Here is a 13029-nt window from a genome sequence, read left to right as displayed (position 1 = left end):
CCGACCCACGCGCGAGGCTGCGGTGAGGCGGCCTTCCGACCAGTCGGGGCCGACCTCCACGATGTGTCCGCGCTCGCGAAGATTTTCGATGGTTGCCTTGGGCACGCGGTTCTCGACCACGAGCACGCCGGGGCGCGCGGTGCGCGGCCAGAACGAGATCGGGAAATGCTCGGAGTGCCAGGCCGGCTCGTCGATCGCTTCCTGGAGATTGAGATTGCAATGGACGTGGCGCAGGAAGAACTGCGTGATCCATTGATCCTGCTGGTCGCCGCCGGGCGAGCCCCAGGCGAGGTAGGGCTCGCCATCGCGCAGCGCCATGGTCGGCGACAGCGTGGTGCGCGGCCGCTTGCCCGGCGCGAGCGAGCTCGGTTGGTTCTCTTCCAAGTCGAACATCTGCGCACGGCTGCCGAGGCAGAAACCCAGCTCGGGAATGATCGGGGAGGATTGCAGCCAGCCTCCCGACGGCGTCGAGGACACCATGTTGCCGGCTTTGTCGATGATGTCGAAATGCACGGTGTCGCCGCGCACCTCGCCGAATCGCCCCACGGTTGGTTCACCGGCGCCAAGCGCGCCAACGGCCTCGCGTTGGCCTTCAGCGCGGCGCAGCTTGACCACGCCGCCAAGGCCCTCCACCATGCCGGGCCGGAGATCGAGCGAAGCTTTCTCGGTAACCAACTTACGACGTTCGTCGTTGTAGGCATCCGACAGCAGCGTCCCGATCGGGATCTCGCTGAATTTCGGATCGCCGTAGAATTTCTCGCGGTCGGCGAAGGCGAGCTTTGCGCATTCGATCTGGAGGTGGATGAACTCCGGCCCGGTCGGATCGAGTCCGTCGAGCGCAAAGCCCTTCAATAGCGCGAGCTGCTGCAGGGTGACCGGTCCCTGGCTCCAGACGCCGGCCTTGCAGACGGTGTAGCGGCCATAATCGTAGGTCAGCGGCGCCTCGATCGTCGGCTGCCAGCGCGCCATGTCGTCGGCGGAAAGGACGCCGCGATGCGGCGAGCCGCTGACGTCCATCACTTCCTGCGTCCGGCAGAACTTGTCGATAGCTTCGGCGACGAAACCTTGCGACCACGACTTGCGCGCGCGCTCGATCTCGGCGTCACGGCCTCCACCGCCGCTCTCGGCTTCGTTGAGAATGCGGGTGTAGGTCGCCGCCAGTGTCTTGTTGGTAAAGAGCGTGCCGGGCTTCGGCACCTCGCCGTTCGGCAGGTAAACCGCCGCCGAGGTCGGCCAGTGCTTGCGGAACAATTGCTCGACGGTCTGGATCGTGGCGCAGGCGCGCTCGACCAATGGATAGCCGTCGCGCGCGTAGGAGATCGCGGCCTCCAGCACATCGCGCACGCGCATCGTACCGTAGTCGCGCAGCAGCATCATCCAGGATTCAAAGGTGCCGGGGACGCAGGCCGCGAGCAGGCCGGTGCCTGGCACCATGTCAAGGCCCTCGCTCCTGTAATGCGCAATGGTGGCGCGCGCCGGCGCCGGTCCCTGGCCGCAGATCACCTCGGTGCGCCCATGCTTCACGTCGTGCACGATGACAGGCACGTCGCCGCCGGGGCCGTTCAGATGCGGCTCGACCACCTGGAGCGTGAAGGCTGTGGCAACGCCGGCGTCGAAGGCATTGCCGCCCTTTTCCAGAATAGCCATGCCGACGGCGGTCGCGATCCAGTGCGTGGTGGCAACGACCCCGAACGTGCCCTCGATCTCGGGGCGCGTCGTGAACGGATCGGGATTGACGTTGCTGGCCATGGATTACCTCATTTGCGGCACGCGCAATTGATCACAGGCGATGCCGCGCCGCCAATGCGCTGCTAGCATGGCACGCGCGCATCACGCCGGGACCGGCGCGGTGTTGACCGCGTGGCAGGCGACACCGTCGATCAGTTCCGGCGTCTCCTTGCGGCAGAGATCGAACGCCAGCGGGCAGCGCGGATTGAAGGCGCAGCCGGAGGGCGGGTTGATCGGGTTCGGGATCTCGCCCTTCACGGGGATGCGCTGGCGGCCGCTCATGGCAAGATCAGGCACGGCGCCGAGCAGCATCTTGGTGTAGGGCATGCGCGGATTGGCGAACAGCTCGCGTCCCTCCGCGATCTCCACGATGCGGCCGAGATACATCACGCCGACGCGGCTCGCCATGTGGCGAACCACGGCGAGGTTGTGGCTGATGAACATGTAGGTCAGGCCGAACTTGTCTTGGAGGTCGCGCATCAGATTGAGAATCTGCGCCTGCACGGAGACGTCGAGCGCCGAGGTCGGCTCGTCGCACACGATGAACTCGGCATCGGAGGCGAGCGCCCGCGCGATCGCGATACGCTGGCGCTGGCCGCCGGAGAATTCGTGCGGAAACTTCAGCCGGTCGTCGGGATGCAGGCCGACAAGGCTGAGCAACTCGCCGACGCGGGCCTGGATGTCGCGCTCGCCCTGGATCAGGTTGAAGGCGCGGATCGGCTCGGAGATGATGGCATCCACCCGGAAGCGCGGGTTCAGGCTCGCATAGGGGTCCTGGAAGATCATCTGGATGCGGCGGCGCAGCTTTCGGCGTGCCGGCGCTTGCCGCGGATCCGTCATCGAGACGCCGTCGATCAGGACGTCGCCCGAGCTGGGCGGCAGCAGGCCCACGACCATCCGCGCCACCGTGGTCTTGCCCGAGCCGGATTCGCCGACCAGCGCAAACGTCTCGCCCTTCCTGATATCGAATGCGACGTGATCCACCGCCTTGAGATATTCGAGGTGCCCGCCTTCGAGCACGCGGTTGAGCCAGGGTTTTGAGACGTCGAAGACGCGACGCAGGCCCCTGGCCTGAACGAAGGGGGCGCTCATGCCGCGCTCTCCGCCGGCACATTGTCATAGAGATGGCAGGCGACCGATTGCGCGCCCCGTGGCAGCGGCTCCGGCCGGTCAACACGACAGCGGTCGAATGCGAAGTCGCAGCGCGGATTGAACGAGCAGCCGCGCGGGATTGCCGACAGCCGCGGCATGGAGCCGGGAATCTGCATGAGGCGCTTGTCGTCGCCGGCCAGCGTCGGGATCGCGCCCATCAGGCCCTTGGCGTAAGGGTGCAGCGGATTTCTGACGACATCCTGGACCGGACCGATCTCGGCGACACGGCCGGCATACATCACCGCGACGCGGTCGGAGGTCTCCGCGATCACGCCCATGTCGTGCGTCACCAGCATCACGGCGGTGCCGTGGTCGCGGCCGAGCCGCTTGATCAGCGAGATGATCTGCGCCTGCACGGAGACGTCGAGCGCGGTGGTCGGCTCGTCGGCGATAATCAGCTCGGGCTCGGCGCAGATCGCCAGCGCAATCACGACGCGCTGGCGCATGCCGCCCGAGAATTCGTGCGGATAGCCGTCGATGCGCTTTTCCGGCGCGGGAATGCCGACCTCGGCGAGCAGGTCGATGGCGCGGCGGCGGGCGGCCGTCTCCGACAGGTTCAGGTGGGTTCGGATCGTCTCGATGATCTGGTCTCCGACCCGGTAGAGCGGATTGAGCGAGGTGAGGGGGTCCTGGAAGATCATGCCGATCCGCTTTCCACGGATGCGGCGCATCTCCTCCGGCGGCAGATTGTCGATGCGCTGACCGGCCAGATGGATCTCGCCGCCGGCGATGCGGCCGGGCGGATCGATCAGGCCAATCACGGCGAGACCGGTGACGGATTTGCCGGCTCCGGATTCGCCGACCACGCCCAGCACTTCGCCTTTGGCGATGTCGAAGGAGACGCCGTCGATGGCGCGCAGCGTGCCGCGGCGGGAAGCGAACTCCACCTGAAGGTTGCGCACGGAGAGAACGGGCTCGGTCATGGGCGAGGCGCTCTTGTCAAAGTTTTGCTCATCGAAGTTTTGGGTTGAGCGCGTCGCGCAGCCAGTCGCCGAGCAGGTTGATCGACAGGATCAGCCCGGCCAGCGCGAGTCCGGGAAAGGCGACGATCCACCATTCGCCGGCGAAAAGATAATTGTTGCCGATGCGGATCAGCGTGCCAAGCGAGGGCATGGTGTCGGGCAGGCCGACGCCGAGGAAGGAGAGCGTCGCCTCGGTGATGATGGCCAGCGCAAGATTGATGGTGGCGATGACGAGGATCGGCCCCATCGTGTTGGGCAGCACGTGTCGCAGCATGATCTTCGGCGCGGGCAGGCCGATCAGCTGCGCGGCGGCCACGTAGTCCTTGTTCTTCTCGACCATCACGGAGCCGCGCACCGTCCGGGCATAGCCGACCCAGAAACTCAGGCCGATCGAGATCACCAGCACCACCAGCATGCTGTTGGCATCCAGCCGGTTACCAAAGATCGATTTCGCGATGCCGTTGACCAGCAGCGCGATCAGAATGGCGGGGAAGGTGAGTTGCACATCGGCGATCCGCATGATCACGCCGTCGACCGCCCCGCCGAAATAGCCCGCGATCAGGCCGAGCGCGATGCCGAGCGCGCCGGCGAAGATCACGCCGGCGACGCCCACGGCCAGCGAGATGCGCATGCCGTAGAGAATTGCGGAGAACACGTCGCGGCCCTGCTCGTCGGTGCCGAGCAGGAACGGGCTTTGGCCGTCGGCGGTCCAGAGCGGCGAGATCCGAGAGTTCATCAACTGGAGCTGCGCCGGATCGAACGGGTTCTGCACGGCGAGCGCGGATGCAAAGATCGCAAGCAGGAAGAACAGCACGGTAATAGCCGCCGCCACCATGGTCAGCTTGGAACGGCGGAACGAATAGAAGATGTCGCTGTCGAGAGCGCGGCTGAGCCAACTGCGGCCGGCATGCGCGGGCGGCGCGCTCTGCTTGTCGGAATTGGAGGCGACTGCGTCGGACATGCAGGGCTGCCTTATGTGGCGCGGCCGACGGTCGCGCGCAGGCGCGGATCGACCACGGTGTAGAGGATGTCGACCACCAGATTGATGGTGACGAAGATCAGAGAAACCATCAGCAGATAGGCGGCCATGATCGGGATGTCGACGTTTTGCACGGCCTGCACGAACAGGAGTCCCATACCCGGCCATTGGAACACGGTTTCGGTAATGATCGAAAAAGCAATTACCGAGCCAAACTGAAGTCCGGCCACCGTTATCACGGGAATGAGCGTGTTCTTCAGCGCGTGGCCGAAATGGATGGCGCGGGTGGTCAGGCCCCTAGCGCGAGCGAAGCGGATGTAGTCGGTCCGCAGCACTTCCAGCATCTCCGCGCGCACCAGCCGCATGATCAGGGTCATCTGGAACAGGCCGAGCGTGATCGAGGGCATGATCAGCGCCTTTAGTCCCGACAACGTGAGCAGACCCGTGCTCCACCAGCCGAGCTTGACCACCTCGCCGCGACCGAACGAGGGCAGCCAGCCCAATGTCACCGCGAACAGATAGATCAGCAAAATGCCGATCAGGAAAGTCGGCAACGAGATGCCGATCAGCGAAACCGCCTGAAACAATTTGGCGAGCACGGTGTCGCGCTTGAGCGCCGAATAGACACCCATCAGAATGCCGAACACCATGGCAAACACGGTCGCGCAGACCGCAAGTTCCAGCGTGGCCGGCATACGCTCCATCAACAACGTCGAGACCGGCTGGCGGAACTGGTAGGAGACGCCGAACTTGAATTGCGCGGCGTCGACGAAATAGCGCACGAACTGCACCGGCACGGGATCATCGAGGCCGAGCGACTTGCGCACGACCTCGCGTTCGGCCGCCGACGTGTCGATCGAGACGATCTGGTTGACGGGGTCGCCGGCGAAACGGAACATCGAGAAGGCGATGATGCCGACGGCGAACATGACGCCGATGGCCTGAACGGCGCGGCGAAGAGTGAAAGCGAGCATGCCTTCCACTGTCCTTGGGTGTGCGTGCGGCTGACGCCTCTGTCAGCCGGAAAAGGAAAGGTCCCGGAAGCCTGACGCCGCCGGGACCTCGTGTTCAACTGACGCTATTCCTTCTTGGTTGCCCAATGGAACATGACCAGGTTGTCGGCGCGCTGCGGCAGGTTGACCTTTTTCGATACGCCCCAGGCCAGCGCCTGCTGGTGCAGCGGGATGTAGGACCAGTCCTTGTTGCCGATTTCGTAGGCCTGCTTGATCAGCTGGTTGCGCTTGGCAGCGTCGGTTTCGACCAGCACCTTGTCGGTGATGGCGTCGAACTCCTTGTTGCAGTAGCCGCCGAGATTGGCCTCGCCCCGCGAAGACTTCGCATCGTCGCGGCAGCCCATGATGTCGTAGAGCACGTTGTGCGAGTCCATCGTGCTCGGCGTCCAGCCCAGCAGGTAGAACGAGGTCTGGTAGCCGCCCTGCTTCAGCACCTTGGCGAAGTATTGCGCCTTCGGCTGCGCCAGAAGATTGATCTTGACGCCGATGCGGGCAAGCATGCCGACCACGGCCTGGCAGATGGCAGCGTCGTTGACGTAACGGTCGTTCGGACAATCCATCGTGACCTCGAAGCCGTCGGGATAGCCGGCCTCTGTCAGGAGCTTCTTGGCGCCGTCAGGGTCGAATTTCGGTCGCGTGAACTCCTTGGACAGCACGAACAATTCCGGTGCGATCATCAGGGCTGACGGTGTCGACAGCCCGCGCATCACGCGCGTCTTGATCAGCTCGATGTCGATCGCCTTGTAGAAGGCTTCGCGGACGCGGACGTCCTTGAACGGATTCTTGCCCTTGATGTTGGAGTAGAGCAGCTCATCGCGCATCTGATCGAAGCCGATGAAGATGGTGCGCAGCTCCGCCCCCTTCAGCACCTGGGCGTTCGGGCTGGAATCGACGCGGGAGATGTCCTGGATCGGCACCGGCTCGATGACGTCGACTTCGCCCGAGAGCAGAGCAGCGACGCGGGTGGCGTCCGAGGCGATCGGGGTGAAAACGATCTCCTTCAGGTTACCTTCCATCTTGCCCCAGTAATTGGGATTGGCCTTGAATACGGTCTTCACGCCAGGCTGATGGCTTTCGATGGTGAAGGGACCGGTGCCGTTCTCGTGCAGCGAGGCGTAGCTCGGCGTGGTCGCCGCCACCGGCGTCGGATCGACGACGTTGTTCTCCTCGGCCCATTTCTTGTCCATGATGTACCAGACATCCCACGAGTTATGCAGGATGGGATTGGGCGAAGGCAGAACGAAGTCGACGGTGTAGTCGTCGACCTTGACGACCTTGACGTCGGGCGCAAGGCGGGTCTGCATGTTGGACCCCTTCTTGCGGACGCGATCGGCGGAGAACACCACGTCATCGGCGGTGAAAGGGTCTCCGTTGTGGAATTTCACGCCCTTGCGCAAATGGAAGCGCCAGCGGGTCGGCTCCGGAGTTTCCCAGCTCTCCGCCAGCGCCGGAATGATCTTGAGGTCCTTGTCGCGCGCGGTGAGGCCTTGATAGACGTGACCGAGATGGGCGTGGGTGGTGCTCTCATTGAGCGTATAGGGATCGAGGGACTTAAGGTCACCTTGGTTGGCATAGCGCAGCGTCTGGCTGGTCGCGGGCGAGACCGTCAACGCAAACGTACCGGCGAGCGTCGCCGCGAACAGACTCCGACATACTGACATTCTTGACCCTCTCCACACCGCCGTGCCGGTGGTTTTTGATTGTTCGGCCGGCCGATTAATCCATGTTGCCCAGAGTTCTCGACCGGTGCAAGCGCCATTCCAGCAAGGAACGCGCCAAGTTGCACCGCTGTGCAGCAATGCTGACCGTGGCGTCTGGCATGGAGGACCGCGTCTTTCGACTTTGGTTGACCATACCCGCCAATTGCGGGACGGGGCATGTCGCGCCGGCATCAGGTCGCTTGCGTCGCACCACAACTCGCGGCGATACTCCGCCAAGCCGCTCGAATCTCATTCCGGAGGGGACATGAAAGTTAACATCGAAATCGACTGCACCCCCCTCGAGGCCCGCCAGTTCTTCGGCCTACCGGACGTGATGCCGATGCAGACCGCTGTCATGGACAAGCTGCAGCAACAGATGATGTCCAACATCGACAAGGTCTCCCCGGAATCGCTGATCCAGAGCTGGTTCACCTTCGATCCGAAGATCGCGGAGCGGTTTCAGGACATGTTCGTCACCATGGCCGGTCTCGGCAGCCCGCGCAGCGGCGACAAGAAGAAATAGTGTCGCCCGGGCCGGATGGGGCGCTGGAGAGAGGCCGGCTTCGTCCGCCGGGCCTCGGCCTGCTGCTTGCCGAGGCTCGCGGCCTGTTCGAATTCAACGCCAGCCTGCTGCTGTCGCCGCTTCTGATGCGCGCGCCCAGGGGCGACGGCCATCCGGTGCTGGCGTTGCCGGGCTTTCTCGCCAGCGATCTCTCGATGATGCCGATGCGGCGCTATCTCAGCGAGCTCGGCTATGAGGCGCATGCATGGCGAATGGGCCGCAACCTTGGTGGGCTGGGGCGGATGAGGGGTTCGCTGCGCAGTCGTCTCGTCGAAATCCATGCCGCCACGGGGCGCAAGGTCAGCCTGGTCGGGTGGAGTCTCGGCGGCGTCTATGCCCGTGATCTCGCACTGTGGGCGCCCGACAAGGTTCGCTATGTCATCACGCTCGGCAGCCCTTTTGCCAACGACGTGCGGGCGACCAACGCCACGCGGCTCTACGAGGCGCTGTCCGGCGAACGGGTCGAGGATTTTGCGGAAGCGCGCGAGGCGATCGCCGGCGATCTGCCGGTGCCGGCAACCTCGATCTATTCGCGCGCCGACGGTGTCGTGAACTGGCGGACCTGCTTGCTCCGTCCCTCCGACCGTGCCGAGAACATCGAGGTGTACCTGGCGAGCCATATCGGGCTCGGGGTGAACCCCGCGGCGCTGTGGGCCGTGGCCGACCGCCTGGCCCAACCGGAGGGGGAATTCTCGCCATTTGACCGGGCAGGGCCGTTTGCCATTGCATATCCCCCGCCGGAACAGGCAGTATCGGCCTGACGAGAAGCGCCGGCTAAGGCGCCCGTCAAATCTCGGGAGGGAACTATGGCTGACGGGAAGAAGCTGTCGTCGCTGGACGCGTCGTTTCTCTATCTGGAGACGCCGGAAATGCCGATGCATGTCGGGAGCATGGCGATCTTTCGCCTGCCCGACGACTACAAGGGCGACTTCTTCGAAGACTTCAAGGCGATGATCGTCTCGCGCCTGCACATCGCGCCGATCCTGAAGGCGCGGCTGGAGAAGGCGCCGCTCGACATCGACCATCCCTCCTGGGTGGAGGACGACCAGTTCGACATCGACCGCCACATCTTCCGCGCCAGCCTGCCGCAGCCGCGCGACCGGGCCACGCTCGAGCGCATCGTCGGCTGGATGCACGCCAAGCTGTTGAACCGGGCCCGCCCGCTCTGGGAGTTCTACGTGTTCGAGGGCATGAAGGAAAACGAGGTCGGGCTTTATTCCAAGATGCACCATGCCGCCATCGACGGCGGCGCCGGTGCGGCGCTGACCAACATGATCTACGATATCTCCCCGATCCCGCGGAAGGTCGATCCGCCGACGGCAGGAGCCAAGCCCGGACAGGAGCCGCGCGACATCGCCGCGAACCTGCTCGATTCCTATCAGCAGCTCTTCACCCAGCCGCTCGATGCCTCGGCCGCCGCGAAGAACCTGCAATTGCCGCGCACCGGCAAGAGCGACATCGGCTCGATCCTGTTCGACAATGCGATGTACCAGATCGAGAGCGCGGTGCGCTTCGCCGGCAACATTCCGACCGTACTCAAGAGCGTGTCCGAGGTGCTCGGCAAGGTCTCCGATCCCAAGTCGCGCGAGAGCCTCGCCAGCATGGTGTCGCCGCCGACCATGCTGAACAAGACGATCTCGTCGGAGCGCAGTTTTGCCGGCGTGTCGATCTCGTTGTCGCGCTCCAAGGCGCTGGCGAAGCTTGCTGGCGGCAAGCTCAACGACGTCGTGCTGGCGCTCGCCTCCGGCGTGGTCCGACGCTACCTCCAGCAATATAGTACGCTGCCGGCAAAATCACTGACCGCGGCGGTGCCGATCTCGCTGCGCGAGGAGGGCAACACCGAAGCCAACAACCAGGTGTTCGGCATGATCTGCGCGATCGCGACCAACATCGACGATCCCAAGGCGCGCCTCGAGGCGATCATCGCGCAATCAACCAAGTCCAAGGAAATGTCGCATCCGCTGCGCGCCCTGATGCCGCAGGTTTCCAACATCTCGATGCTGGGCGCGCCGATCATGGTGCAGATCCTCGCGCTGCTCTACAGCCGCTCCAACCTGTCCGACGTGCTGCCGCCGGCCGCGAACATCACCGTGTCCAACGTGCCGGGGCCGCGACAGACGCTCTATGCCGCCGGCGCCGAGCTTCTGCACATCTTTCCGGTGTCGATCTCGACGCACGGGCAGGCGCTCAACATCACCGTGCAGAGCTATCGCGACCAGCTCGATTTCGGCTTCATCGTCGGCGCCAACATCATTCCGCACGTGCAGGTGATGTGCGACATGCTGCCGGAGGAGTTCGCCGCGCTCGAAGCGGCCTACGCGCCGCCAGCGATCGATGTCAAGGGCGCCGCAGAGTAGGAATATTGTGATGATTGAGATGCCACCGCTCAAGTTCGTGCAGACGAACGGAATCCGCATGGGCTATTACGAGGCGGGCCCGGTCAGCGACAAGCCGCCGATCGTGCTGTGCCACGGCTGGCCCGAGCTCGCCTTCTCCTGGCGTCACCAGATCAAGGCGCTGAGCGAGGCCGGCATCCGGGTGATCGCGCCGGACCAGCGCGGCTATGGCGCAACCGACCGGCCCGAGCCCGTCGAGGACTACGACATTGAGCACCTGACGGGCGACCTCGTCGGGCTCCTCGACCATCTGAATATCGACAAGGCGATCTTCGTCGGTCACGACTGGGGCGGCTTCATCGTCTGGCAGATGCCGTTGCGGCACATCGAGCGGGTTGCAGGCGTGGTCGGCATCAACACGCCTCACACCAACCGCGCTGGGGCCGATCCGATCGAGCTCCTGCGCGCGCGCTTCGGTGACAAGATGTACATCGTGCAGTTCCAGGACCCGGCGCGTGAGCCCGACAGGATTTTCGGCAGTCGCGTCGAACAGACTTTTGATGCGTTCATGCGCAAGCCGGCGCCGCGGCCGCCCGACGCGCCGGCAGAGGAAGTGGTTGCCGGCGTCGGCGCTTCGCCGCGGGTCAATCTGGCGTTTCCGCAGATGATTGCAGCCTATGACGCGAAGCACGATCCGCGTACGCCGATCCTGTCGCCGGAAGAGAAGAAGGTGTTCGTCGACAACTTCACCCGGACCGGCTTCACCGGCGGCATCAACTGGTATCGCAACATGTCGCGCAACTGGACGCGCGCCGAAGGGCTCGATCATACGGTGCACGTGCCGTCGCTGATGATCATGGCCGAGAACGACGCGGTGTTGCCGCCGTCTTCCGCCGATGGCATGGACAAGCTGATCCCCGACCTCGAAAAATATCTCGTCCGCGACAGCGGCCATTGGACGCAGCAGGAGAAGCCGGAGGAGGTCAGCGCCAAGCTGATCGAATGGCGTAGAAGGCGGTTTGGGTGACGACCCAGCCGTCGATGTAGATGAGACGTCATTCCGGGGCGCCCGAAGGGCGAACCCGGAATCTCGAGATTCCGGGTTCGATGCTGCGCATCGCCCCGGAATGACGCGATCAGGGGGAAGCTCTTTTAATGTCATCCAAGAACCGTCTGGATCCGATCCCGCATCCGCCGACCAAGCCGGTTGTCGGCAACATGCTGTCGCTGGACTCGGCCGCCCCCGTGCAGCACCTGACGCGGCTCGCCAAGGAGCTCGGTCCGATTTTCTGGCTCGACATGATGGGCTCGCCGATCGTCGTCGTCTCCGGCCATGACCTCGTCGACGAACTCTCCGACGAGAAGCGGTTTGACAAGACGGTGCGCGGGGCGTTGCGACGCGTGCGTGCGGTCGGCGGCGACGGCCTGTTCACGGCGGACACCAGGGAGCCGAACTGGAGCAAGGCGCACAACATCCTCCTTCAGCCCTTCGGCAACCGCGCCATGCAATCCTATCACCCGAGCATGGTCGATATCGCCGAGCAGCTCGTCAACAAATGGGAGCGGCTCAACGCCGACGAGGAGATCGACGTCGTCCACGACATGACCGCGCTGACGCTCGACACCATCGGCCTGTGCGGCTTCGAGTACCGCTTCAATTCGTTCTACCGGCGCGACTACCACCCCTTTGTCGAGTCGCTGGTGCGCTCGCTCGAAACCATCATGATGACCCGCGGCCTGCCGCTCGAGCAGTTTTGGATGCAGAAGCGGCGCAAGACGATGGCTGAAGACGTCGCTTTCATGAACAAGATGGTCGACGAGATCATCGCCGAGCGGCGCAAGGGCGCGGAAGGAAGCGACGACAAGAAGGACATGCTCGCCGCGATGATGACCGGCGTCGACCGTTCGACCGGCGAGCAGCTCGATGACGTCAACATCCGCTACCAGATCAACACGTTCCTGATCGCGGGCCACGAGACCACCAGCGGCCTCTTGTCCTACACGCTCTATGCGCTGCTCAAGCACCCGGACATTCTCAAGAAGGCCTACGACGAGGTCGACCGCGTCTTCGGCCCCGATGTCAACGCCAAGCCGACTTATCAGCAGGTGACGCAGCTCACCTACATCACGCAGATCCTGAAAGAGGCGCTGCGGCTGTGGCCGCCCGCGCCGGCCTATGGCATCTCGCCGCTGAGCGACGAGACCATCGGCGGCGGCAAATACAAGCTCAGGAAAGGCACCTTCACCACCATCCTGGTGACCGCGCTGCATCGCGACCCCTCCGTCTGGGGGCCAAATCCCGATGCGTTCGATCCCGAGAACTTCAGCCGTGAGGCGGAGGCCAAACGGCCCATCAATGCCTGGAAGCCGTTCGGCAACGGCCAGCGCGCCTGCATCGGCCGCGGTTTTGCCATGCACGAGGCCGCGCTGGCGCTCGGCATGATCCTGCAGCGCTTCAAGCTGATCGACCACCAGCGCTACCAAATGCACCTGAAGGAAACCCTGACGATGAAGCCGGAAGGCTTCAAGATCAAGGTGCGTCCGCGCGCCGATCGCGAGCGGGGCGCCTATGGCGGGCCTGTCGCGGCCGCGTCCTC

At 64.2% G+C, this 13029-nt stretch carries 11 protein-coding genes; 5 read left to right on the top strand and 6 right to left on the bottom strand.

The features are described 5' to 3' along the window. From MOV74_RS16560 to MOV74_RS16535, 6 genes are all read right to left on the bottom strand, one after another. Positions 1–1749, bottom strand: a 1749-nt coding sequence (locus MOV74_RS16560; RefSeq protein WP_246924385.1) for a gamma-glutamyltransferase family protein, incomplete at its 3' end; no start/stop codon positions are given. An 81-nt stretch (positions 1750–1830) separates the two neighbouring features. Beyond that, the gene (locus MOV74_RS16555) at positions 1831–2820 is read right to left on the bottom strand and encodes an ABC transporter ATP-binding protein (RefSeq protein ID WP_246924382.1); all 990 of its coding nucleotides are present in this window, start codon (positions 2818–2820) and stop codon (positions 1831–1833) included. Continuing rightward, positions 2817–3803 carry an ABC transporter ATP-binding protein gene (locus MOV74_RS16550; protein ID WP_246924379.1) on the bottom strand — a complete coding sequence of 329 codons (987 nt, stop codon included), beginning with the start codon at positions 3801–3803 and terminating at the stop codon, positions 2817–2819. Before MOV74_RS16550 ends, MOV74_RS16555 begins: the two co-directional genes overlap by 4 nt. A gap of 28 nt (positions 3804–3831) precedes the next feature. Beyond that, complete coding sequence (locus MOV74_RS16545) at positions 3832–4803, bottom strand: ABC transporter permease (RefSeq protein WP_246924375.1); 972 nt, start codon at positions 4801–4803, stop codon at positions 3832–3834. An 11-nt stretch (positions 4804–4814) separates the two neighbouring features. Further along, positions 4815–5795, bottom strand: a complete 981-nt coding sequence (locus MOV74_RS16540) for an ABC transporter permease (RefSeq protein ID WP_246924372.1) — start codon at positions 5793–5795, stop codon at positions 4815–4817. Between the two features lie 104 nt (positions 5796–5899). Continuing rightward, positions 5900–7495, bottom strand: a complete 1596-nt coding sequence (locus tag MOV74_RS16535; RefSeq protein ID WP_246924370.1) for an ABC transporter substrate-binding protein — start codon at positions 7493–7495, stop codon at positions 5900–5902. Between the two features lie 304 nt (positions 7496–7799). On the opposite strand from MOV74_RS16535, the gene MOV74_RS16530 reads away from it, so the two are divergent. The 5 genes from MOV74_RS16530 to MOV74_RS16510 form a co-directional block, all read left to right on the top strand. Then, a complete protein-coding gene (locus MOV74_RS16530) occupies positions 7800–8057 on the top strand; it encodes a DUF6489 family protein (protein ID WP_071915885.1) in 258 nt (85 codons plus the stop codon). Continuing rightward, positions 8057–8857 carry a triacylglycerol lipase gene (locus MOV74_RS16525; protein WP_246924368.1) on the top strand — a complete coding sequence of 267 codons (801 nt, stop codon included), beginning with the start codon at positions 8057–8059 and terminating at the stop codon, positions 8855–8857. The genes MOV74_RS16530 and MOV74_RS16525 overlap by 1 nt, the downstream gene beginning before the upstream one ends. 45 nt (positions 8858–8902) lie before the next feature. Then, on the top strand, positions 8903–10453 hold the full coding sequence (locus MOV74_RS16520) for a wax ester/triacylglycerol synthase family O-acyltransferase (protein ID WP_246924366.1): 1551 nt from the start codon (positions 8903–8905) through the stop codon (positions 10451–10453). 10 nt (positions 10454–10463) lie between these two features. Then, positions 10464–11459, top strand: a complete 996-nt coding sequence (locus MOV74_RS16515; protein ID WP_246924363.1) for an alpha/beta fold hydrolase — start codon at positions 10464–10466, stop codon at positions 11457–11459. Positions 11460–11587: 128 nt separating this feature from the next. After that, positions 11588–13029: cytochrome P450 (locus MOV74_RS16510; protein WP_246924361.1), on the top strand; the 1442-nt coding region annotated here is incomplete at its 3' end.

Origin of the sequence: Bradyrhizobium sp. SHOUNA76, assembly GCF_023006445.1 — a bacterium.
In the GTDB taxonomy this organism is placed as follows: domain Bacteria; phylum Pseudomonadota; class Alphaproteobacteria; order Rhizobiales; family Xanthobacteraceae; genus Bradyrhizobium.
This window is presented reverse-complemented; position numbering and strand designations above follow the sequence as displayed.

Coding starts and splice junctions, on each gene's coding strand:
- MOV74_RS16555 (WP_246924382.1), bottom strand. CDS start 2,820: ATGAGCGCCCCCTTCGTTCAGGCCAGGGGCCTGCGTCGCGTCTTCGAC.
- MOV74_RS16550 (WP_246924379.1), bottom strand. CDS start 3,803: ATGACCGAGCCCGTTCTCTCCGTGCGCAACCTTCAGGTGGAGTTCGCT.
- MOV74_RS16545 (WP_246924375.1), bottom strand. CDS start 4,803: ATGTCCGACGCAGTCGCCTCCAATTCCGACAAGCAGAGCGCGCCGCCC.
- MOV74_RS16540 (WP_246924372.1), bottom strand. CDS start 5,795: ATGCTCGCTTTCACTCTTCGCCGCGCCGTTCAGGCCATCGGCGTCATG.
- MOV74_RS16535 (WP_246924370.1), bottom strand. CDS start 7,495: ATGTCAGTATGTCGGAGTCTGTTCGCGGCGACGCTCGCCGGTACGTTT.
- MOV74_RS16530 (WP_071915885.1), top strand. CDS start 7,800: ATGAAAGTTAACATCGAAATCGACTGCACCCCCCTCGAGGCCCGCCAG.
- MOV74_RS16520 (WP_246924366.1), top strand. CDS start 8,903: ATGGCTGACGGGAAGAAGCTGTCGTCGCTGGACGCGTCGTTTCTCTAT.
- MOV74_RS16515 (WP_246924363.1), top strand. CDS start 10,464: ATGATTGAGATGCCACCGCTCAAGTTCGTGCAGACGAACGGAATCCGC.